Source organism: Actinoplanes derwentensis (assembly GCF_900104725.1).
Lineage (GTDB): Bacteria > Actinomycetota > Actinomycetes > Mycobacteriales > Micromonosporaceae > Actinoplanes > Actinoplanes derwentensis.
On the sequence record NZ_LT629758.1, the window covers coordinates 10,176,441 to 10,196,558 of the forward strand.

12 protein-coding genes are annotated in these 20,118 nt (G+C 66.0%); 9 read left to right on the forward strand and 3 right to left on the reverse strand.

Annotation, left to right across the window (positions count from 1 at the left end; translation table 11 throughout):
- Window positions 1-502 precede the first annotated feature (502 nt).
- The 3 genes from BLU81_RS45500 to BLU81_RS45510 form a co-directional block, all read right to left on the reverse strand.
- Window positions 503-1,900 (reverse strand): UvrD-helicase domain-containing protein, encoded by a 1,398-nt coding sequence (locus BLU81_RS45500; RefSeq protein ID WP_157752065.1) that lies wholly within the window; start codon window positions 1,898-1,900, stop codon window positions 503-505.
- Between the two features lie 73 nt (window positions 1,901-1,973).
- A complete protein-coding gene (locus BLU81_RS45505) occupies window positions 1,974-3,689 on the reverse strand; it encodes an ATP-dependent nuclease (RefSeq protein WP_092555725.1) in 1,716 nt (571 codons plus the stop codon).
- A gap of 563 nt (window positions 3,690-4,252) precedes the next feature.
- Window positions 4,253-5,026 carry a hypothetical protein gene (locus BLU81_RS45510; protein ID WP_444978674.1) on the reverse strand — a complete coding sequence of 258 codons (774 nt, stop codon included), beginning with the start codon at window positions 5,024-5,026 and terminating at the stop codon, window positions 4,253-4,255.
- Between the two features lie 952 nt (window positions 5,027-5,978).
- Between BLU81_RS45510 and BLU81_RS45520 the strand changes: the two genes are divergently transcribed.
- Genes BLU81_RS45520 through BLU81_RS45570 form a run of 9 tightly spaced genes read left to right on the forward strand, consistent with a single transcriptional unit; the run spans window position 5,979 to window position 20,115 of the window.
- Window positions 5,979-7,451, forward strand: coding sequence for a condensation domain-containing protein (locus tag BLU81_RS45520; RefSeq protein WP_157752066.1), 1,473 nt, complete (start codon window positions 5,979-5,981; stop codon window positions 7,449-7,451).
- Window positions 7,448-8,302 carry a phytanoyl-CoA dioxygenase family protein gene (locus BLU81_RS45525; RefSeq protein ID WP_092555733.1) on the forward strand — a complete coding sequence of 285 codons (855 nt, stop codon included), beginning with the start codon at window positions 7,448-7,450 and terminating at the stop codon, window positions 8,300-8,302. The genes BLU81_RS45520 and BLU81_RS45525 overlap by 4 nt, the downstream gene beginning before the upstream one ends.
- Before the next feature lie 26 nt (window positions 8,303-8,328).
- Window positions 8,329-11,520, forward strand: coding sequence for a non-ribosomal peptide synthetase (locus BLU81_RS45530; RefSeq protein ID WP_092555735.1), 3,192 nt, complete (start codon window positions 8,329-8,331; stop codon window positions 11,518-11,520).
- A gap of 49 nt (window positions 11,521-11,569) precedes the next feature.
- The gene (locus BLU81_RS45535; protein ID WP_092555737.1) at window positions 11,570-12,343 is read left to right on the forward strand and encodes a 2OG-Fe(II)-dependent halogenase WelO5 family protein; all 774 of its coding nucleotides are present in this window, start codon (window positions 11,570-11,572) and stop codon (window positions 12,341-12,343) included.
- A 31-nt stretch (window positions 12,344-12,374) separates the two neighbouring features.
- On the forward strand, window positions 12,375-12,599 hold the full coding sequence (locus BLU81_RS45540) for an MbtH family protein (protein ID WP_092555739.1): 225 nt from the start codon (window positions 12,375-12,377) through the stop codon (window positions 12,597-12,599).
- A gap of 1 nt (window position 12,600) precedes the next feature.
- Entirely contained in the window at window positions 12,601-15,756 is a 3,156-nt protein-coding gene (locus BLU81_RS45545) for a non-ribosomal peptide synthetase (protein WP_092555741.1), read from the forward strand.
- 8 nt (window positions 15,757-15,764) lie between these two features.
- Complete coding sequence (locus BLU81_RS45550) at window positions 15,765-17,441, forward strand: carbamoyltransferase N-terminal domain-containing protein (protein ID WP_197686059.1); 1,677 nt, start codon at window positions 15,765-15,767, stop codon at window positions 17,439-17,441.
- The gene (locus BLU81_RS48975) at window positions 17,438-19,180 is read left to right on the forward strand and encodes a condensation domain-containing protein (protein ID WP_172890758.1); all 1,743 of its coding nucleotides are present in this window, start codon (window positions 17,438-17,440) and stop codon (window positions 19,178-19,180) included. Before BLU81_RS45550 ends, BLU81_RS48975 begins: the two co-directional genes overlap by 4 nt.
- Window positions 19,177-20,115: a class I SAM-dependent methyltransferase gene (locus tag BLU81_RS45570; RefSeq protein ID WP_092555749.1), complete on the forward strand. Its 939-nt coding sequence runs from the start codon at window positions 19,177-19,179 to the stop codon at window positions 20,113-20,115. Before BLU81_RS48975 ends, BLU81_RS45570 begins: the two co-directional genes overlap by 4 nt.
- Window positions 20,116-20,118: the final 3 nt, after the last annotated feature.

Below are 20,118 nucleotides of genomic sequence, written 5' to 3' on the forward strand. Positions count from 1 at the left end.
GAGAACTCCGATGATCAATGGACCCGTGCCTGTTTGCTTCCTGCTGGTCCCGCCTGTCCGAATCTTGGACCTATCGCCGGACGCTCTTACTTCCCCTGATGTCGGGCCAGCTCTCGCTTGACCAGAACCGGTCGGCCAAGATGATGGCGTGCGCTACGACTTGGACGCCCTCGGCGAGATGGAATTTGAAGACCTCGCACAAGCGCTCTCCATCCACGTGCTCGGGCCGGGCGTCCAAGTTTTCGGAGACGGCCCTGACGGGGGCCGAGAAGCAGCGTTCGAAGGAACCGTCACATTTCCCGAACCGGACCCTGCCGGACCGTGGCGAGGCTACGGCGTCATCCAAGCAGAATTCCGTCGGCAGCCGCTAGGTACAGCGCAAGGCCGTTCGGTTCGGTCGCGGCCGCGGTCAGCGCGCACGCCCACTGCCCGGTCGTGATCGTCCAGGGCGCTCTGGCCGCGAACGCCCCGATGGTCGCTGATGTGCCCTTGACCCGGTATTTCAGCCGGGCCGCTCGCGGTCCATGCCGGGTGCTGCCCTTCTGGCTCGCAGCATAGGTTCCCGGCTGACGACTGTCAGCGTGCGCCGGGCCCGTGTGAGCGCGACGTACAGACTCGTCGGCGAGTGCACGTCGGCGTCGAGTAGCACGGCATGATCGTACTCAAGTCCCTTGATCAGCACCGGTCGGGAGACGACACGAGACCAGTCGGAACGGCCGGTGGTCCTGGTGCGGTTACGCAGTTGAATGACTGCTGCGACGACGGAGTTGTTGCCGGCGTCGGCTATCCGTAGGGCGCTGAGCATCGTGTGCCAGGCGTCGTGGCGGTAGAGCCGGATGCCTGGAATGTCCGCGATGGCGAGCAGGGCTTGGCGTACCCGTGCTGGCGCCGGGTCGTCCAGGAGTCCGCTGAGCAGGATCAGGGCCGATTCTGCTCCGGGGCGTTTGAGTTTCGTGACGGGTTTGCCTTCCCGCAGCTTTTTGATCAGCGGCGGATTCAGACTCTCGGCGACCTTGGAAGCGCAGGTTCTGGCGTACTCGGCGGTGGCTACCGCGACAGCCTGCGGGTCGCCGTGGTCGATGACATCGGCGAATCTAACGATCTCCTTGCCCTCGATCTCCTCCATCATCGTGTAGGCGCCTCGCAGGGTCCGGGCCAGCGCGACGCAGTCGTGCGGAAAGTTTCCGATCGCGACGACGGATCCGGCGCCGGTGGGCTGATCAAAGCAGGCGCTGAAGCGGCTGCGGGCATCCGCGGGGAGCCAGGTCACCGGTGCGCCGGTGAGATCGATCGGCCTTGCCTCGGCGAGGTCGGAACGGATGTCGATCAGCCATTGGCCGAGGGCTTCGTTCTGGCCGGCCCATCGCCAGGCATGGACGGGAACGGCGGCGTCCGGCCATCGGTCTGCCACGTCCGTTTCCCATGTGACGGGTACGTTGCCGCCGAAGTTGAAGATGCTCTGCAGCGGGTCGCCGAAGACGGCCACTGGCAGGGCGTCACCCAGGGCCACGACCAGCGCATGCTGATCGGTGCCGCAGTCCTGGTACTCGTCGATGACGGCGAGGTGGTAACTGGCCTGCAGAACCCGACGGATGGCCCTGCTGGAGATGACCAGCTGCGCTGCGGTGTAGTAGCGCTGGGAGTCCACCCAGCTCGGTAGCTGCGGCACGATGAACTCGGCGAGTTGCGGATAGCGGCGGACCAGGGAATGCGACCAGCTGGCTATCGTGTCCACGTGTACCCGCGTGTCGGCGACCCCGAACGCCCGCATCCTGCGCCGTAGCGCGTCGACGCCGGCGTTGGTGTGGGTCAGGACGAGAACACGTTCGCCCGCCTCGGCGGTCTGAGCGCTGACGGCGGCGATCAGCTGAGTCTTGCCGGCTCCGGCGGGTAGCTGCACGGAACAGGGCATGGCCGCGCGAATTCGTTGCGCCGTGCCGCGCAGGCTCTCATCGATGATGATTGCGTTTCCCTTACGCCTCGTAGATGAAGCGCCGCAACTCGGCCAACCGCCGGCCGAGTACCACGTCCTTATAGTGGCCCCAGTGAGCCAGGATGAACGCGCCGAGCAGCTCGCCGCGGTCTTCGCGTTTGAACCACTCCTTTTTCTTGGCCGCTTCGGCGACCGCGTGGCGAATCTCGTCGAGGGTGTGCCCGGCGGTCAGCCAGGAGTCCGGGTCGAGCAGCCCGGGGGAGGCCACGTTCTTCAACCGGGCCACCACCGCGTCGCGGATGACCTGCTCGTCGTGGATCTGTACCGCAAACTGCAGAAGGTCGGTCAGGGCCTTGACGTCCAGCGTGGAAATGATCTCGGCCTCGGTCGAGTTGTTCTCCTGCCAGCGCACCACCGTGACGCCAGCTTTCATGGCCGCCTGGATGTCATCGTCGACGTTGCGGTCGTCGTTGTCGACGAGCAGCAGCGCGGTGATGTCGAGGCTTTGAAAGATCTTCGATCGGACAGGGGCGGTCTTGCCGACTCCGTCGACCAGAGCGGCACCAAGCGCGGCATGGGTGGGTCGGCCTGCGGCGATCTGCTCGGCGTCCCAGCTGCGAATCAGGTGCCGGGCGAGGCCTACCTCCGTCTTGCCCTCACCCACCACGACTTTCCTGGCGAGTACTGCGGCAGGGCAAGCCCGCAGTGCGCCCTGGGCCTCCTCGACATCGGCCGGCACCTGAGACACGGTGGTCTCGCCCGCGGCGCTGCGTACCACGAAGATGTCCTGGGCCTGCAGAGCCTGCACCGCGATGGGTGAGTGGGTGGTGATGATGACCTGTCCACTCTCGTCGACGGCCTTCCTTTTGAGCCGGTGCAGCACGTGCAGCAGGCGGTGCGGCTCCAGCCCGTGTTCGATCTCGTCGATGATCACGATGTCGCCGCCGACGGCCGCGATCTCCTGAACAGCGATGCTGGTCAGCCTTCGGGTGCCGAGGCCAGCGCTGGTCAGCGGTATGCGGTCATCGTGAAGCAGCAGTGCGCTCGTCGAACTGGCCCCCTGGGGGTCCAGTCCCGGCTGGAGTCCGGTGTAAGCGCGGCCACCAATCTCGCTGACCGCTGCTGCAACGCGGCCGGCCACTGCGTGCAGTTCCGTCTGGGGCCCGTTGAAGATCGCGTCTCGCGCTGCTCTGCTTGCGAGGGTCACCGCACGGCCGCTTCCGCCTGCATCGGTCATCCGAGACAAGGCCGAACCGCGTCCCCAGCGCAGGTGGGTGTCTACCCGGTCGTCGATGCGGAACAGACCCAACGCCTTGCGTTTGGCTGCCGACACGGGCTGTCCGGGTTCAACGGATCCGGGCCGGACGACGGTCCACTCGGGTTCCAGTTCCTCGTCCACCCTCAGTTGCAGCATGACGCACGGCTCGGCGCCGTCGACCGGATCGTGAACAAGCTGCCCGTCACCGGTCAGCCCGCACAGGTCCAGACCAAACAGGCTGTCGGCCAGCATGGTTCCGTCCAGGTCTCCGACGACCAGCTGCAGGACGATTGGCTCGGCCAGGTTGCCTGCATGGAAGTCGGCGTCGGTGAACTGGACGCCCCACCGGGGTGTCAGCACGAGGGCGATGGCGTCCAGAAGGGTCGTCTTGGTGCTGTCACCGGCGCCGACCAGGCACAGAAACCGCTGCTGGGGGAGTGTCCAATCAGCGTGCTGGGAACCACGGAAGTTGCGGGCGATCACTCGCCGAATCTGCATCGGCGAAGTCTATGGTGCTTCAGCACGCCCAGCGTTGGTACGAGCGTCCACGTTCGGGTGATGCATTCGCCTGTACGGATCAACCAAACATCCATACGACACCAAGGGCGGGCGCGCTGACCCCCTCCGCCGGAGCTGTCACGGCGTCGGTAGGCCGAAACCCGTCACCTCCGTCCAGCGCGCTCGATCGGCCAGGACTCCCGATCGCCAATAAACCGGACGCGGACATACACCAGCCGCTGACGATCGCCACTCACCTCGGGCCCGCACGGCGCAGAGCCTCTGTCGGCGTACGCCTGAACCCGTTCGCCGATAGCCTCAACCCCGCACCCAGGCCGATCCCCATGATGTCGTGGGCAGTTTCGGCATGCGGCCTGGAACCTGTACGCCGATGGCGCTGGGGATCTCGCGGTAGCCGCTCCCTGCCTCCACGGAGGCGTTGAGGTTTGCGGGCCCGGCGCATCGATGGGTTCATTCACGCCGCAGACATTGCGTTCGGTAGTGGTCCTCCAACATTCTGTATTGCTGGGCTGCTGAGGAGGATGTGTGCCGGAGCCGCTGTCTCAGGCGACCTCAGTAGTTGCGCGGCTCCGTACCATCTCCGAGACCTGCATCCACTGCTGGGCGATGTCCCATGCGACGTTCGCCACCGAAGGCAGACAGTGTGGCGGGAGCGAATCGACCAATGTCGTAACCGGGTTGCGGATCTCCTGGTGCAGTAGCCGCAGTAGGAGGCGGCCGGTTTCCGAATACCGGAGGGCTGGGTCGTTGCGCAGGTTCGTCAGGAGAGTTTCCGTGATCTTCTCGGAGGTGCGCGAGTCGGTCTTTCCCTGAAATGACCGATTATTCTGGCCGTCGCTGTTGTCGTCCTGCCCTGGCGTCGCCGTCATCTGTTGCCGGATGCTGCGGACGGTGTTCGGTGAGACACCCGCGTTCCGGGCGATCTCCCGCAGTGATGCTTCCGGGTTCTGGGTGATCAATTCAGTCACCGCACGTTTCGCCGAAGCGTTGTCGATCGGGCGGATCCTCCCGTCGCGCCCGGTACGTGTCGCCGGCATCGCCCCCCCGAACTTCTTCCGCAGCGATCCGACGGTCTTTCCGGTGATTCCCGCGGCACGCCCGATCGAGCGGTCGGAGCAGTGCGGGAACATGCTGATCAGCTCCAGAGCCGCCGCACGCCGGTCCGTCAGCGAAAGTGGGAGGCCGTGCGACACATTGGCCGAAATACTGCGGAGGTAGGAAGTTTTGTCGTCATCGTCCAGTAAACGTGCAGTGATGCAGCTTTCTCCGTTCAACTGAGCCGCACGCAAACGGTGCATGCCGTCGATGATTCGCATACTGCTGAGTTGAACCAGAATTGGTGGAAGCTGCGCCGCCGATTGTGCCAGGAGCCGAGCATGCTCCTCATTGACTCCGGACTGTCTTGGGGTCCAAGATGACGACAGCAAACCGATGGGGATGGAGACAATCTTACCTGACAGTTCATCGTTCGCTGATCTGATGATGGACTCGAGTGCGTTAGAGTTCATGCAAATCCCTAATGTAAACAGGACGCAGCCAGAGCTGGACGATTCTGCGGCCACCGTTCCAACTCTCAGATGGAGAATTGGAAAATGAAGCGTTCCAATTCTTAGATGGAGAATTGGAAAATGAAGGCAGTATCCATCGAGCTTGAGCAATGAACGGCATGGCTACGGAGTCTAGCTCACGTCGCAACGCGATTGGTGGAAGTTTCAGGGCCGTTCATCTGCGGAAGATCCCTAGTTGCACACCCGCAAAGGGGGGTCGGCACCGCGTCATGCCTGGTCCGGGTGGCGGCAGGGTTGCTGAGGGTTTCGTAAGGCAGCCGTCATCTGATGATCATGGCTGGGAGTTCGAAGCGAGGCTGCCGGCGTAGTGAGTTCGTCCAGCTCGGGCCGAGGTGCAGGCCTCGGTGGGGCGGATGGCGCAGGTGGCGAGCGGTCTGGCCGGCCTCGAATCACATTTGGGCTGCCGTGCTCGGCTTGTGCTCCCGCTACGGCCTTGATGTTGTGTCTACGATGTACAAAAGCTTTAACTTCATCCCATTTGTTCCAGCGGACCCCAGGGTCACCTCGCGAGCGACGGCTGCCGTACCGATTCACCTGAAGCCCTTCGCCTCGAGGTCCGCTGAGTGCGACGCCACCATCGTCTTTTTTTGGATCTCGGCCGAGAGTTTTGGCCCCCATCTGAGCTGATCGGATCGTGTCCGCCTCGCTGTCGAACGTGCAATACCGTCGGGATGACAGATCTTCTGGAGTGTTGTTCACTATGATCCACGCGCAGCTGTCGATCAGGAGAATGGCCACAATGACTTCATCGTCATCTCTGAAAATCGCCGATGTTGAAAGCGATGTTGCCGTGATGCCCGCAAGCAGTGGCCAGCGCGGCCTATGGTTGAGCGGTCAGATGGGCGATGCTGAAAATGCGTATGCCGTGCATGCTCTGTGGGAAATCACCGGTCACCTCGACCATGACCGCATGGTTCGCGCGGTGCAGGAAGTCGTCGATCGGCACGAGGCTTTGCGCACGTCATTTCTGTGGGACGGCGGACTTTTCCAGTTGATTCACGATGCCGCCCCCGCCCCCGCCCCCGCGCTCGTGACGGCGACGGCCTACGTCGACGACGCCACTTGCTGGGAGATTGTGGGCCAGCCGTGGGAGACGGCGAGCCACCCATTGATGCGAGTTAATGTCATTCGACGTAGTCCCATGAATCATGTGCTGGCGGTGGCAATGCACCATCTCATCTGTGACGGTCCGTCGGTGCAGATTCTCATCCGAGATTTGGTGCGCGCCTACGTCTCTCCAGGAACGGTTCAGGCGGATCAGCCTGCTCTGCATTTCGCTGACTATGCCGCCTGGGAAGCGGAATGGCTCGTCGGCGAGGAGTACGCCCGGCAGCGCCTCGACGTTCACGCCGAGTGGGCGACGGCTCCGCCCGCCATCAATTTTCCCCTCGGCTGGGACGCGGGTGCCGCCGGAGCCGAAGTGGTGCGCACGAGCCGACTGGCCCCCGAGCTAAGCCGACGGATTGATCAGCTGGCGCGAGACCTCCGCGTCACGATCTTTACCCTGATGCTGACCATGTTCTCCGCAGTCCTGCACCGCTGGACCGGGGATCGGACGATCGTCATCGGAACGCCCATCTCGCTGCGCGAGAGCGCAGATCTTGACCAGACCATAGGTCTGCTGATCAACACCGTGCCGATCAGCACGGCTTGGGACGAGGAGGCGTCGTTCGCCGACGTGGTCCAGGCCGTGCAACGATCAGCCGGCCGAGCCCTGGAGCGGCGTCGCTGCCCGTTCGACCAGCTGGTGTACGACTTGCGCCCACCTCGGGCGCACGGTCGGGCGCCGGTCTTCCAGACTTTCTTCAGCGCCGTTCCGGAGGCGGAAGGGGCTCCGCTATGGCCCGGCTTCGCCGTTCGGCAGCTCCCGCCGCCACCGGCTTCCCCGAAATTCGAGCTCTCCTGCAATGTAACGGTCGGTGACGTTCACGTCGTCCATCTCACTGCTGACCCGAGGCGCTTTTCCGTGCCGGTGCTGGAGATCTTTCAGCGGCACCTGCGTGTGGTGATCGAAACGCTGGTCGACGACCCCACCACGACAGTCGACCGACTACCACTCGTGGCGGCAGGCGGCCCGGTGCTGGCGGACATGTTCGGACTGGATGGACTGCCTGACATGTATCGGTTTCCCCTGGTCACTGGAACGCACGGCCGCTTTGGAGGTAGAGCATGAGACTTACACCGGCCCAACTCGAGCATTACCGCACGTACGGCTTCGCTGCCGTCGAGAACCTGTTCGATCCCGAGGAACTGGAACGGTTGCGGGCCCATGCCGACCGTGACCTTGCCACCGAAAGCCCGCGGCGCGTTCTCGAAGCGGGAAGCTCGCTCGTGCGGGCCACACACGGAGCTCACCTCGCCACCGCGTTCTTCGGCGATTTGGTCCGCCTTTCCCGCTTGATCGACATTGCCGAGCAGGTGGTGGGGGAAGACGTCTACATCCACCAATTCAAGATCAACGCAAAGTCGGCCCTCGGCGGGGAGATGTGGGAGTGGCACCAGGACTCGTACTTCTGGGCCCGAGAGGACGGCATGCACGGCTCAGGTGCGATGAACGTAGTGGTCCACCTGGACGAGGTCACCGAGTTCAACGGCCCGCTCATGCTGATCCCGGGTTCGCATCGCGTGGGTGAGATACCGGCGTCGGACGTTCCCGGTCAGCACGGAGGCGACGCCTGGCTGCAGACGGTTTCCGCGCAGCTGAAATACACCCTCGGCCAGGACGTCCTACGTCAGTTGGTGGATCGGCACGGCATCGAGTCCATCAAGGGGCCGGCCGGTACGACATTGCTGTTCGATCCGGCAGTCGTGCACGGATCACCGGGGAATCTGTCCCCGTACGACCGGCGACTGCTGATCATGTCGTACAACCGTAGCGACAATCCGTTGGCCGACGTGGCCAACCCGCGACCGGAGTTCATCGCCGCCCGAGATTTCACTCCTCTGCGCCGGCTCGACCGGGACGAGGTACCGAACCATCCGCTCGGTGCGCCGCCTGCCGCCGTGACCGAACCGGGACGGTAACGGTGAGTAGTCGTCTACCCTTGGCGATGGAGGACATCTACCCTCTGACGCCCATGCAGCAAGGGATGCTCTTCCACACCGCGCAGACGGCGGTCGGAGGGCCGTATCTCGAGCAGTTCGTGTTCACCGTCGAGAGTCCCGTCGACCTCGGGCACCTGAGGCGGGCTTGGGACTGGACCCTCGGCCGCCATCCCGCACTGCGGTCGACGTTCCTCTGGCAGGACATCGACGAGCCGCACCAGGTCGTCATCAGCCGTCCCCACCTCGACATGGCGGAGTTCGACCACTCCTTCCTCGACGACAGCGACCATGAGCGTCGGATCAAGGAGTTCCTGGCCGAGGACCGGGAGCGAGGGTTCGACGTGTCGAGCGCTCCGCTCATGCGCTTCACTGCCGTCCGGCGCACGGGTCGTACCGTGCTGATCTGGACCCTGCATCACCTGATCATCGACGGCTGGTCGTTTCCGCTGGTCGTGCGGGACGCCGAGATGGCGTACCGGGCCTTCGCCTCTGGCGGCGAGCCGGCGGCCCCACCGGCTGCGCCGTTCCGCGAGTTCATCGCCTGGCTCAGACGTCGGGACACGACTGGTGACGCACCATACTGGAGCGACTACCTCAGGGATGTCCCCGGCGGCAGTGACCTCGCCGTTGAACCGGGGTTGATCTTCGAACGGCGTGGAGAAGCTGCCGACGGACGGGCTGTTCACGACCTCGACCGGCAGACCTCGGCGCGCATCACGCAGCTGGCGGCGGCGGCCGGGGTGACGGTCGGGACGGTGCTGCAGGCTGCATGGGCACTGGTGCTCGCGCGCCACAATGACACGGATTCCGCCGTCTATGGCCTCACCATGGCGGGGCGTCCATCCGGCATCTTGGGTGTCGAGAGGATCGTGGGCCCGTTCATCAACACCATCCCGCGGCGAGCCACTCTCGACCCGGCCCGCCGAATTCACGATTGGCTTCGCGAACTCCAAACCGACCGTCTCGATGCCGAGGAATTCGCGTACACGTCGTTGATCGACATCGCGAAGTACGCCAAGCGTCCTGCGGACCGGAAGCTGTTCGAGAGCATCCTCGTCATCGAGAACTACCCGACCGTCGAACGGGACGACAGCTCCGGCGATGAACTCCACTTCCGGCTCCGGTCATTCATCGAGGACACCGACTATCCCCTCACCATGATGGTCCTGTTCCATCATGCGGCGACCCTGCGCCTGCAACTGCTCTACGACCGGCAACGCTACTCCGCCGAGGTCGCGCGGACGGTGCTAGGCAGGTACGAGGCCGCCCTGCGATCGCTGACCAGCTCCACCACGGTGGCCGACCTCGACGTCGTCGGTGAGGCTGCGCGCGTCACCGTCCTCGACGAATGGAACGACACCGGGGCCGAGGCCGGTGTGACTCCTGTGCACATCGTGTTCGACGAGCAGGCCGGCCGTACACCCGAAGCGGTCGCCGTTGACGACCACGGCCGGCTCGTCACCTACGCCGAACTACGGGCCCGGTCGGATTCTCTGGCAGGTGAACTGATCGGGACTGGCATTGGGCCTGAATCCATCGTGGCCCTTCTGCAGCGCCGCTCCGTCGATTTGCTCGTCAGCGTCCTGGCGGTGCTGAAGGCGGGTGGCGCCTACCTCGCCCTCGACCCCGACCATCCGGATCCCCGGCTGACCTACCTTCTCGAAGACTCCGGCGCAAAGCTGCTCCTGACCGACGCCACCTTCGCCGATCGGCTGCCCTCAGCCCTGCCGCGCCTGCGCGTCGACGTGGCCGGTGGAACCGCCGTGACCGCGGTGCGGCCGGAGCAGACGGTCAGTGCTGCCGGCCTGTGCTATGTCACCTACACCTCGGGCACGACCGGACGTCCCAAGGGTATCGCCATGACCCACGGGTCCCTGACCAACCTTATCCGATGGCAGCTCCGGAACACCTGTGTACCGGTCACCGGGCGGACCTTCGCGTACGCGTCCCTGAGCTTCGATGTCTCGTTCCAGGAGATCTTCGCCACCTGGACCTGCGGCGGCACTCTGGTCCTGGTCAACGAGGAGGAGCGGACGGATTTCGAAAGACTCGTGATCTTGGCTCGGACCGCGAGGGTGCAGCGTTGGTTCCTTCCCGCACCGGCTCTGGAGCAGGTCGCCGCCACTGCGGCGGGACTTGGCACCGCGCTGCCCGATCTTCTCGAGATCATCCCGGGCAGCGAACCGTTGCACGTGACCGGGGAACTGCGGCGCCTGCTCGGAGCGGCCCCGGGCTGTCGGCTGGAGAACCAGTACGGCCCCTCCGAATGCCACGTCGTGACCAGCCATGTGATGACCCAGAAGCCGGACGAGATCCCGGAATACCCGCACATCGGACAGCCTTTGGCGAATACCCGCGCCTACGTGCTGGATCGTGAGCTGAATCCGGTACCGGTAGGCGTCACCGGTGAGCTGTACCTGGCGGGTGCCGGTGTCGCGCGGGGCTATCTGGGCCGGCCCGGCCTGACGGCGGACCGTTTCCTGCCATGTCCTTTCGGGGACCGGCCGGGCGCGCGGATGTACGTCACGGGTGACCGTGCCCGGCTGCGGTCCGACGGTGGTATCGAATTCCTCGGCCGCCGTGACAGCCAGGTGAAGATCCGTGGGTTCCGCGTCGAACTGGGTGAGGTGGAAGCCGCGCTTCGGGAACAACCCGAGGTGCGCGAAGCCGTGGTCTTGCTCCGGACGACCGGTGACGACAAGGTGCTCGTCGGCTACGTGGTGGCTGCGGAACACCCAATCGACACCGACATGGTGCTGGACCGCCTGCGCCGGACCCTTCCGGCACATCTGGTCCCGTGGACCCTCGTGGTGCTCGACGAGTTCCCGCTGAACGTCAATCGCAAGGTGGACCGGTCGGCTCTGCCGATGCCACAGGTGGCTGAACGTGTCGTTGAATCTCCGCCGGCCGAGTCCTCGCCCGCGGAGAGCTTGATGACCAGGGTTTGGGCGAGCGTTCTCTGTATGTCGGCGGTTGGACTCGATGACGACTTCTTCCACTTGGGAGGACATTCCCTCAGTGCCTTGAGGCTCGCTGGCCAGCTACGTGTCGCGTTCTCCGTTCCGGTCGGTGTCGGGGCGGTTTTCGCCCAACGAACTCCGCGCCGGCTCTTGAACCACATCATCGGCGAAAGCGGCGGCTCGGCGGTGGTGAACGCGGCCGTCACCGCCTACATCGAGAAGGAGGACCAAGCGTGATCTGTACAGATTCCCGCAACGGACAGCACCACGACGCCGGGCTCTCGCGATGACCGGCTGGCAGGTCGCCGTGGCGGACAAGGTCGATGCGGAGCTGCTCGACGCGCTCTTCGAAGATCGCGTCGCTGCCGTCCGGATACCCAATTTCATCTCAAGGCAGGCGGCTGAGGCCGCCGTGCAGGCCGTCGAGGCCCACGGTTTCGACTACTACCAGGATGTGGAACCGCCGATCGGGCGCATCGGAATAACACAGTACGAGCATCGGCTCGAGGGGATGGGCGCCTACTTCGCGACGGCCGCCGCGGCCGATCGTCGCCGCCGTGCCGTGCTGGGTGCCGACGGTGACCTGCTCCAGAAGGTCCTGGGGCACGTCGGCACGGCGTGGAACCACCCGGTGGGCACGGCCTGCAACGCCGACGGTGCGGAGTACTTCGCCGGTCTGGTCCGGATCATCAACGAGGCACTGCTGCACTGCGACTGGGCACCGCACGACGCGCCCGGATGGTCCATCGCCTCCGTCACTGGTCAGATCACCTGGAACATCTACTGCAACCTCGCGGCGGAGGGTGGCACGACCGTCGTGTACCGGCGTGGCTGGGACGCGTCGGCCGAGGAGTTCGCCGTCGACGGAAGCTACGGCTACGACCCCCGGCTGGTCGAGGGCGTCCCATCGGTTCGTATCGAACCCCGACAGGGCGACCTGACCTTCTTCAACAGCCGCAACTTCCACCGGGTCGAGGCGAGTTCACCGGACGCCCGCCGGATCTCGGTGAGTTCGTTCATCGGCCGCATGCCTTCCGGCGACCTGATCGCCTGGTCCTGACCCACCGGCACCCCGAGAAGAGGCCCCGTCAATGTACGAAGAAGCGGCGGACGAACGCACCTATGTCGTCGTCGTCAACGATGAGGAGCAGCACTCCGTCTGGCTTGCGGGCCGTCCCCTGCCCGCCGGATGGAGCCCTACGGAGTTCACCGGCAGCCGGCCCGAATGCCTGGCACACATCGACGAGGTGTGGACCGACATCAGGCCGCTGTCGCTCCGGCGGTGGCTGGCCGATCAATCCGGCGGAACCCGCTGAGATGACCGTGACGGATGGTGCCGAAGCGCCGGCCACACCCGGTCAGGAGGAGCTGTGGCTCTTCGAACAGGCGCAGCCGGGCACCGCGACGTACCATCTTCCGGAATTCTGGGTGCTGCGCGGTGACCTCGACCGCGAAGCCCTGGCCGCGGCGGTCGACGACCTCGTTGCTCGTCACCCGGCGCTCCGGACCAGGCTGCACACCATCGACGGTGCCGGGCTGCGCCAAGTCGTGAGCGCACCGCCCGTCTCGGTCCTTCAACAGTACGATCTCAACGACCCACAGACGCCGGCCGAGGCCGAACTGATCGAGCGCTTGGTTCACTCCCCGACGCGGCTCGACCGGGAACTCCCAATCCGAGCGGTGCTCATCCGGCGCCACAGTCAGGAGCACGTCTTCGGCATCGTGGTGCACCACGTCGCCGCGGACGGGTGGTCGTTCGCTGTGCTGCGCCGGGACCTCGGCCGTGCCTACCGAAGCCGGGCCACCGGGTGTCCGCCCGACCTCGGATCCTCCCGCGTGTCCTACCTCGACTTCGCCTCCCGGCAGCACGCCGATGGCACGCGCGTCGAGGCGTCGGGCACCTGGACCGCGGCCGACCCACCTCGTCTGCCACTGTTGCCGGCGTCCGGTACGAGGACCGAGGGCGCCCTCCTCGAAATCCCCGTCGATGACGAGTCGCTCGCCCGGCTTTCGGATTGGGCGATGGATCGCGGCACCACGCTTTTCGTCGTGCTGCTCGCGGTGTTCGGGTGGGTGACCGGACGGTGGACGAATCAAAGCCGCTTTCTGGTCACCACCCCGCTCAGCATCCGCGACGACCCGGCGCTGGACGAGACCGTCGGCTATTTCGTCAGGACCGCAGCCATGGTGGTCGACACCGCGGATACGACGGATCTCGGCGTGGTGGCCGGCCGTCTCCACGACGAAATGCTCCGCGCACTCGACCGTGATCCGGGGCGCGCTCCGCGCCTGACCGACCATGTGTCGTTCTCGGTCGAGAGTGGCCCATCACCCACGATCAACCTCGGTGAACTTACCGTGGACCCTCTCCACGAGCACACCGGAACCAGCAAGTTTGCCTTCGCCGTACGGATCGAACGTAGGCCTGGTAACTCGGCCATTCTTGCCGAGTACGAACCGAGCCGCTTCGGCACCCTGGGCGTCCGCCGCTTCCTGGACCACTTCCGCGAGGTGCTGCGCGTTGCGGCGGTTGAGCCGGCTACCCGGTGGCCGGACGTCCCGGCCGCCGACGCCGAGCTGATCGCCACCGTATCGTCCGGCAAACGCCGGGACGGCACCGCCGACACCGTCGGGCGGATCGCCGACGCGGTCCGGCGATGGCCGGGCGCACTGGCGGCGACCACCCTGGCCGGCACGAACCTTGAGTACGCCCACTTGTGGTCTCGAGCTGGGGACACCGCTCGCGTGCTGATGCGCGCCGGGGTTGAGCCGGGCGCGCTCGTCGCGACATGTCTCCCCATCGGCCCGGAGTTCCTGGTCGCCATCGTCGGCATCATGCGCGCCGGAGCGGCGTTCGTCGCGCTGGATCCGCACGATCCGCCAGTACGCCGAGCGGAGATGCTGCGGTCCGCCGGAGTGAGCCTCCTCGTGGCCGGTCGCGAGGTGGGGACCACGGACGACTGGGCGGGAAGGCGTATCGAGCCACCAGACGTTGCGGACGGCCCGCTGGCCGGTCAGCACGCGGAGCGGTCGGGCCCGTTGCCGGGTGACAGCTTTCATCCCCTCGGGATCGCCTATGTCACCTTCACCTCCGGCTCGACCGGTGCTCCCAAAGGTGTCGTGTCGACACATCAGGGACTCGCGAACTATCTCGACTGGGCGGTCACCGCGTACGGACTGGCGCCCGGCCAGACGGTTCCGCTGCACACACCGGTCGCATACGACCTCGCGATCACCAGTATGCTGGCACCCCTGGTCGTCGGCGCGACGATTCACACCGTCCCCGACACGCCGCGGCGGCACGCTGACGTGGCACGACGATTCGGCGACTACCACCTAGTCAAGACGACGCCGACGCACGTGTCGATCCTGCAGTCCCAGGCGACCGCAGGCCGGGGACCGGCCGTGCTGGTGCTTGGCGGCGAGCAGCTGTCACTGAGCCAGGTGGCGAGTCTGCGACAGGCATTTCCGGCGACGCGGGTGGTCAACGAGTACGGACCGACGGAGACGGTGGTCGGGTCGACGGCTTACAGCTGGGACGGGCCGGCCCCGGCCGGTCAAGCAGAGGGAGCGGCTCCGATCGGCCTGCCGATCGACAACACGGTGGTCACTGTCCTCGACGTGGAGCTGCGGCCGGTTCCGGTCGGCGTCTGGGGTCAGCTGGCCATCGGCGGCCGGGGAGTCAGCCATGGCTACCTCGGTGCGCCCGGCCGAACAGCGGACCGGTTCCGGCCCGACCCGTACTCGGGCGTGGCGGGAGCGCGGATGTATCTGACCGGCGACATCGTCAGGTGGACGGAGGCTGGCGAGTTGGAGCTCAGCGGGCGCCTCGACGACCAGGTCAAGATCTTCGGTCACCGCGTCGAGCCGGGTGAGATCGAAGCAGTTCTGATGGCGGGGGCCGGCGTCAGGCAGGCCGCAGTAGTAGTCGGCGCCGGCGAGCCCCGGCGCATTCGCGCCTTCGTGGCTGGTGGAGAGTCCGCGCAGCTGTGGGCTCATCTCCGGCAGCGGCTGCCGCAGCGGCTGCTTCCGGCCTCGATCACCGTGCTGGAACACCTGCCGATGACGTCGAACGGGAAGGTCGATCGCGGCGAGCTCCTGAGCTTTCCGGTGCCGTCCTCCGGTCCCGGCATTCCTGAACCGGACGAGTCGCCGCTCCGGACGGCCGCCGGTGCGTCGGAGTGGGAAAGCTGGATTGCTCGCGCCTGGGAGGAGGAGCTCGGCTGTTCCCCGGTGTCCGCGAATGACGACTACTTCGCCATCGGCGGCGACAGTCTCGCCGCCGTCCGCATCTGCCGGCGGATCAGTGCCCGCGCCGGACGGGACATCAGGGTGAACGACCTGTTCGCCCATCCCACGCCCGCCAGACTCGCAGCGCATGTCGCTGCCAGTGGTCAGGAACCGATGGCACGACTGCGGAGAGTACAACGGACCAGGATCGCCGACATCGTTAGGAAGACCGACCAATGTTGATCTGCGGCGTGAAAGTCACGCACGACGGCGGGGTCGCCGTGGTGGAGGACGGGCGGCTGCGAACCTCCGTGGAGGTCGAGAAACTCGGCAACCGCGCCCGGTACACCGACCTCCTCGACACCGACCTGATCGCCGTGGTGCTCAAGTCAATCGGATTGCACCCCAGCGACATCGACACCTTCGTCGTCGACGGCTGGGGTTTCGGTGGACCGACCGAGGTCAACACCATGGCCGCGGGTGAGCCGCTGGAACTAAGAGTCGCCGCCTATCGCGAGGCGCAGCTGGCCGACGACAGCCTGCGCCACGAGGTTTTCGACGGCCTGCGCATCGGTGGCCGGGAACACCGTTATCACAGCTACCACCACACCACGGGGCACGTCATGTCGGCGTACGCCACGAGCCCGTTCGCGGCCCGCAGGGAACCCGCCTTCGTGGTGGTATGGGACGGGGGAACCCTGCCTCGCGGGTACGTCGCAAGCCCGGACGGCGCCATCGAGAACCTCGGCCCCATCTTCGGCCTGATCGGCAACCTCTACGCCACGTTCTCGATGCGTTTTCCCCCGTTCCGGCCGGAGGACATCGGAGTGTCCGACGAGCGCCTGCCCTACATGCAGCTGTCCGTCCCCGGAAAGGTGATGGCATACGTCGCCAAGGGGCAGCCGAGACCCGAGCTGTGCCAGGTGCTCGACGACATCTATCGCGACGAGCTCGACGTCTCATTGGGCTTCGCGGAGGTGTTCGCCGAGTCGTTCCTCAAGCGGGCGGAACATCTTGCGGTCCGGCCGGAGGACGCTCTCGCCAGCATGCAGCACTGGTTGGGGGAGCAACTCGTCGACAGTGTGCGGACCATGCGGAGCTTCCGGCCCGGCCTACCCGGCAACCTGTGCCTCGCGGGCGGGTGTGCTCTGAACATCAAGTGGAACACTCGAATCCGCACCAGTGCCGGATTCGACGAGGTCTACGTTCCACCCTTCCCGAACGACTCGGGGTCCGCCTTTGGCGCCGCGTGTGCCGAGCACGCCCGGATCTCGGGCTCCGCGGCCGTCCAGTGGTCGGTGTTCGCGGGCCCGCGGCTCACCGACGAGGACCGGCGAACGTATGGCTACCGGCGCCGGGAGTGCGACATCGAGAATCTCGCGCGGATTCTGCACGAGACCGGTGAGCCGGTCGTCGTGTTGCACGGGGCCGCCGAACTCGGACCCCGAGCCCTGGGGCATCGCAGCATCATCGCACCGGCGACCGACCCGGCCGCCAAGGACATCTTGAACGAGATCAAGGTGCGGGAGTCGTACCGGCCGGTGTCACCGATCTGCATCGAGGACCGCGCTCCGGAGATCTTCGACCCCGGGACACCCGATCCATTCATGCTCTTCGACCACACTGTGCGGCCCGGCTGGCGCGATCGCATTCCGGCCGTCGTGCATTTGGACGGGTCGGCCCGGCTGCAGACCGTCGACCCGCAGATGGATCCGACCGTCGGTGCGCTGCTAACCGCGTACGACCGGCTCAGCGGTGTGCCGGTGCTCTGCAACACCAGCGCCAATCTGAACGGCAGCGGGTTCTTCCCCGATGTCGCATCGGCCTTGCGGTGGGGCCGTACCCGCCTGGTGTGGAGTGAGGGATGGCTGTACGAGAAGGAACCCGGCCGTGGCGACGAGCGTTCGACGGAGATGAATGCGATATGACCACTCCTCACGAGGCCCGCGTCGCGGGCTTGTCCGAGAAGCGCCGCGCCCTGCTGGCACAGTGGCTGGATTCGGCCGGGACACCGGAGCCGCCAGCCGCTGATGACCTCCCGGTGACCGACACCGAACGCGTCCTCGCCGAAGTATGGGAGGAGGTGCTGCAGATCTCCCCGGTACGGGTGACCGACGGCTTCCTCGCTCTGGGCGGCGACTCCATCACCAGCCTTCAGGTGGTCGCCAAGGCGACGTGGCGCGGTCTGCACCTGACCTCCCGGCAGGTCATCGAAAGTATGGACCTGCGATCACTGGCCGCCGCCGTGACGCCGATCAGCCCCCGCTCCGTCGAGGACGACATCGCGACAGGGAGGGTGGGGCTCACCCCGATCCAGCAATGGTTCTTCGAGCAGGAGCTGCCGAACTCCCATTACTGGGACCAGGCGATCCTTCTGGATGTCGATCCGGGGCTCGACTCTGGCGTCCTCGCCGCCGCCCTCGACGATGTGATTCGTCATCACGACGCGCTGCGCAGCACGTTCCGGTGCGTCGACGGCTCCTGGGAGCAGACGGTGACCCTCGACGCCTCGACGGTCGGCGTGCAGGTCAGTACCGGCGTGTCCCTGCCGGCGGCGATCCGGAGTGCGCAGAATCGAATCGACCTCGCCTCGGGCCGGATGGTGTCGGCGATCATCACCACCTCGTCGGACGACCAGCGGCCCATACTCCTGCTGGCCATTCACCACCTCGTCGTCGACGGCGTGTCGCTGCGGATCCTGGTGGATGACCTAGAGACGGCGTACCAGGCTCGGGTGCGGGGCCGTGTCCCGGTGTTGCCGCCGAAGTCGGCGTCGATGCGGTCGTGGTCGGACGCCTTGCGCGAGTACGCGAGGACACCTCGGATCACCCGGCAGCTGGATTACTGGCGGGCGGTGCCGGATGCCGCCGCGACTCAGCTTCCGGCCGACTACGACACGGTGTCGGATACGATGGCCACCTGCCGTACGATCAGCGCGGTCGTCGGTCCCGAGGTGACCGCCCGGCTCCTTCACGAAATCCCTCGGCGGCACGGCCGGCAGGTGCAGCACCTTCTCCTCGCCTCCCTGTTGTCGGCGTTCCGCCAGCGCACCGGACGCCAGCGGTTGCAGCTGGACCTGGAGGGTCACGGCCGCGAACCGCTGCATTGGCCGATCGACGTGTCGCGCACCGTCGGCTGGTTCACCACGATCTACCCGGTGTGTCTCCCGATCGACCGGACACCGCTCGCCGTACTGGCGCGGGTCGAGCAAGAGATGGCGGCGGTTCCCGACCGGGGCATCGGGTACGGCCTCTTGCGGTATCTGGGCGGCGAGGAGTCTCAGCGGGTGCTGGCAGGGCTTTCCCGTTCCCGGCTGTCCTTCAACTATCTGGGACGGTTCGATCGGGCGACGCTGCCCGGTTCGGTTTTCGGCGTACCCGTCGAGGTCCCCACCGTCCTGCAGAGCGACGAGGCGACCCGGCCGTACGCCGTCGAAGTCGTCGCGACGGTGGTCACGGATCGATTGACCATCGAGTGGCGCTACAACTCTTCCGCGTTCGCCGAGTCCACCGTCCGCTCCTTGTTGCAGGCTCAGGTGCAGGCCATCACCGAGTTGGCGGATCTGGTCGAAGAGGCGGCGCCGGGTCCCTCGGCTTTTCCGCTAGCGACGATCAGCGCGGATCAGATCGAGTCGGTGCGGCGGCAAATCCAGGGCGACGGCCGATGACGCCGATGCCTACCGGGGTCCGACCGGGTTCACCGCTCGCGCAACTCCTGACGACCGTGATACGTGTCTGGCCGGAGCACCACCCATACCTGTGCCGACGGTTCGCGGAGCCGGCCGACGGTGGCGAACCCGTCGCGCAACTGCTGGCGGAGCGGATCCTGCGGATCACCGGCGATGCGCTGGAGCGGGTGGTGGACGACTACCGATGGACCTGTTCGGTGATGCTAGAGGAGGAGCAGCACTTCCGCAGGCACGGACGGTACCGTCACACATCCTTCGCCGAGGTCCGGCGCCAGGTGTACGACGATCCGGCCTACATGCGGCGGTACACCAACGGGCTTCTGATGTCTCAGCTGCTCTGGACCAACCATTTCCGCGCCATGGTCACCTTCCGGAACGAGTTCCTGCCGGGGCTCGCGAAGGACGCTTCGCTGCTGGAGGTCGGGCCCGGTCACGGTCTGTTGCTCGCCCTCGCACGTGAACATCTTGTCGGGGGGCGGGTGACCGGCTGGGACGTCAGTCCGGCCAGTCTCGCCGCTACCCGGGCGGCGCTGGACGCGATGGCGACCGGCGCAGTGACCCTGGCTCAGCACGACCTCCTGGCAGCACCGGTGGCCACCGCGTTCGACGCCGTGGTGGCGAGTGAGCTGGTCGAGCACCTTGAGGACCCGGTCGGCGCGGTGCGGCGACTGGCGGCACTGACCAAGCCGGGTGGAACGTTGTTCCTCAACATTCCCGTCAACAGTCCCGCGCCGGACCACATTTCGCTGTGGCGGTCGCCGGCGGAGGTGCGTGAGCTGGTGACCGGCATCGGACTCGCGATCGTCGAGGTCCGTGACTTCCCGATGACCGGGAAGAGCATGGCCGAAGCGGTGGCTCACCAGCTGACCGTTTCGTGCGTGATGATCTGCCGCCGCTCGGGTACGGAGGGTTGAGAC

What these genes read in the sequence shown, in the direction of transcription:
- BLU81_RS45505 (WP_092555725.1), bottom strand. Translation starts at nt 3,689, where the DNA reads ATGCAGATTCGGCGAGTGATCGCCCGCAACTTCCGTGGTTCCCAGCAC.
- BLU81_RS45570 (WP_092555749.1), top strand. Translation starts at nt 19,177, where the DNA reads ATGACGCCGATGCCTACCGGGGTCCGACCGGGTTCACCGCTCGCGCAA.
- BLU81_RS48975 (WP_172890758.1), top strand. Translation starts at nt 17,438, where the DNA reads ATGACCACTCCTCACGAGGCCCGCGTCGCGGGCTTGTCCGAGAAGCGC.
- BLU81_RS45540 (WP_092555739.1), top strand. Translation starts at nt 12,375, where the DNA reads ATGTACGAAGAAGCGGCGGACGAACGCACCTATGTCGTCGTCGTCAAC.
- BLU81_RS45510 (WP_444978674.1), bottom strand. Translation starts at nt 5,026, where the DNA reads ATGCGAATCATCGACGGCATGCACCGTTTGCGTGCGGCTCAGTTGAAC.
- BLU81_RS45545 (WP_092555741.1), top strand. Translation starts at nt 12,601, where the DNA reads ATGACCGTGACGGATGGTGCCGAAGCGCCGGCCACACCCGGTCAGGAG.
- BLU81_RS45530 (WP_092555735.1), top strand. Translation starts at nt 8,329, where the DNA reads ATGGAGGACATCTACCCTCTGACGCCCATGCAGCAAGGGATGCTCTTC.
- BLU81_RS45520 (WP_157752066.1), top strand. Translation starts at nt 5,979, where the DNA reads ATGATCCACGCGCAGCTGTCGATCAGGAGAATGGCCACAATGACTTCA.
- BLU81_RS45525 (WP_092555733.1), top strand. Translation starts at nt 7,448, where the DNA reads ATGAGACTTACACCGGCCCAACTCGAGCATTACCGCACGTACGGCTTC.
- BLU81_RS45535 (WP_092555737.1), top strand. Translation starts at nt 11,570, where the DNA reads ATGACCGGCTGGCAGGTCGCCGTGGCGGACAAGGTCGATGCGGAGCTG.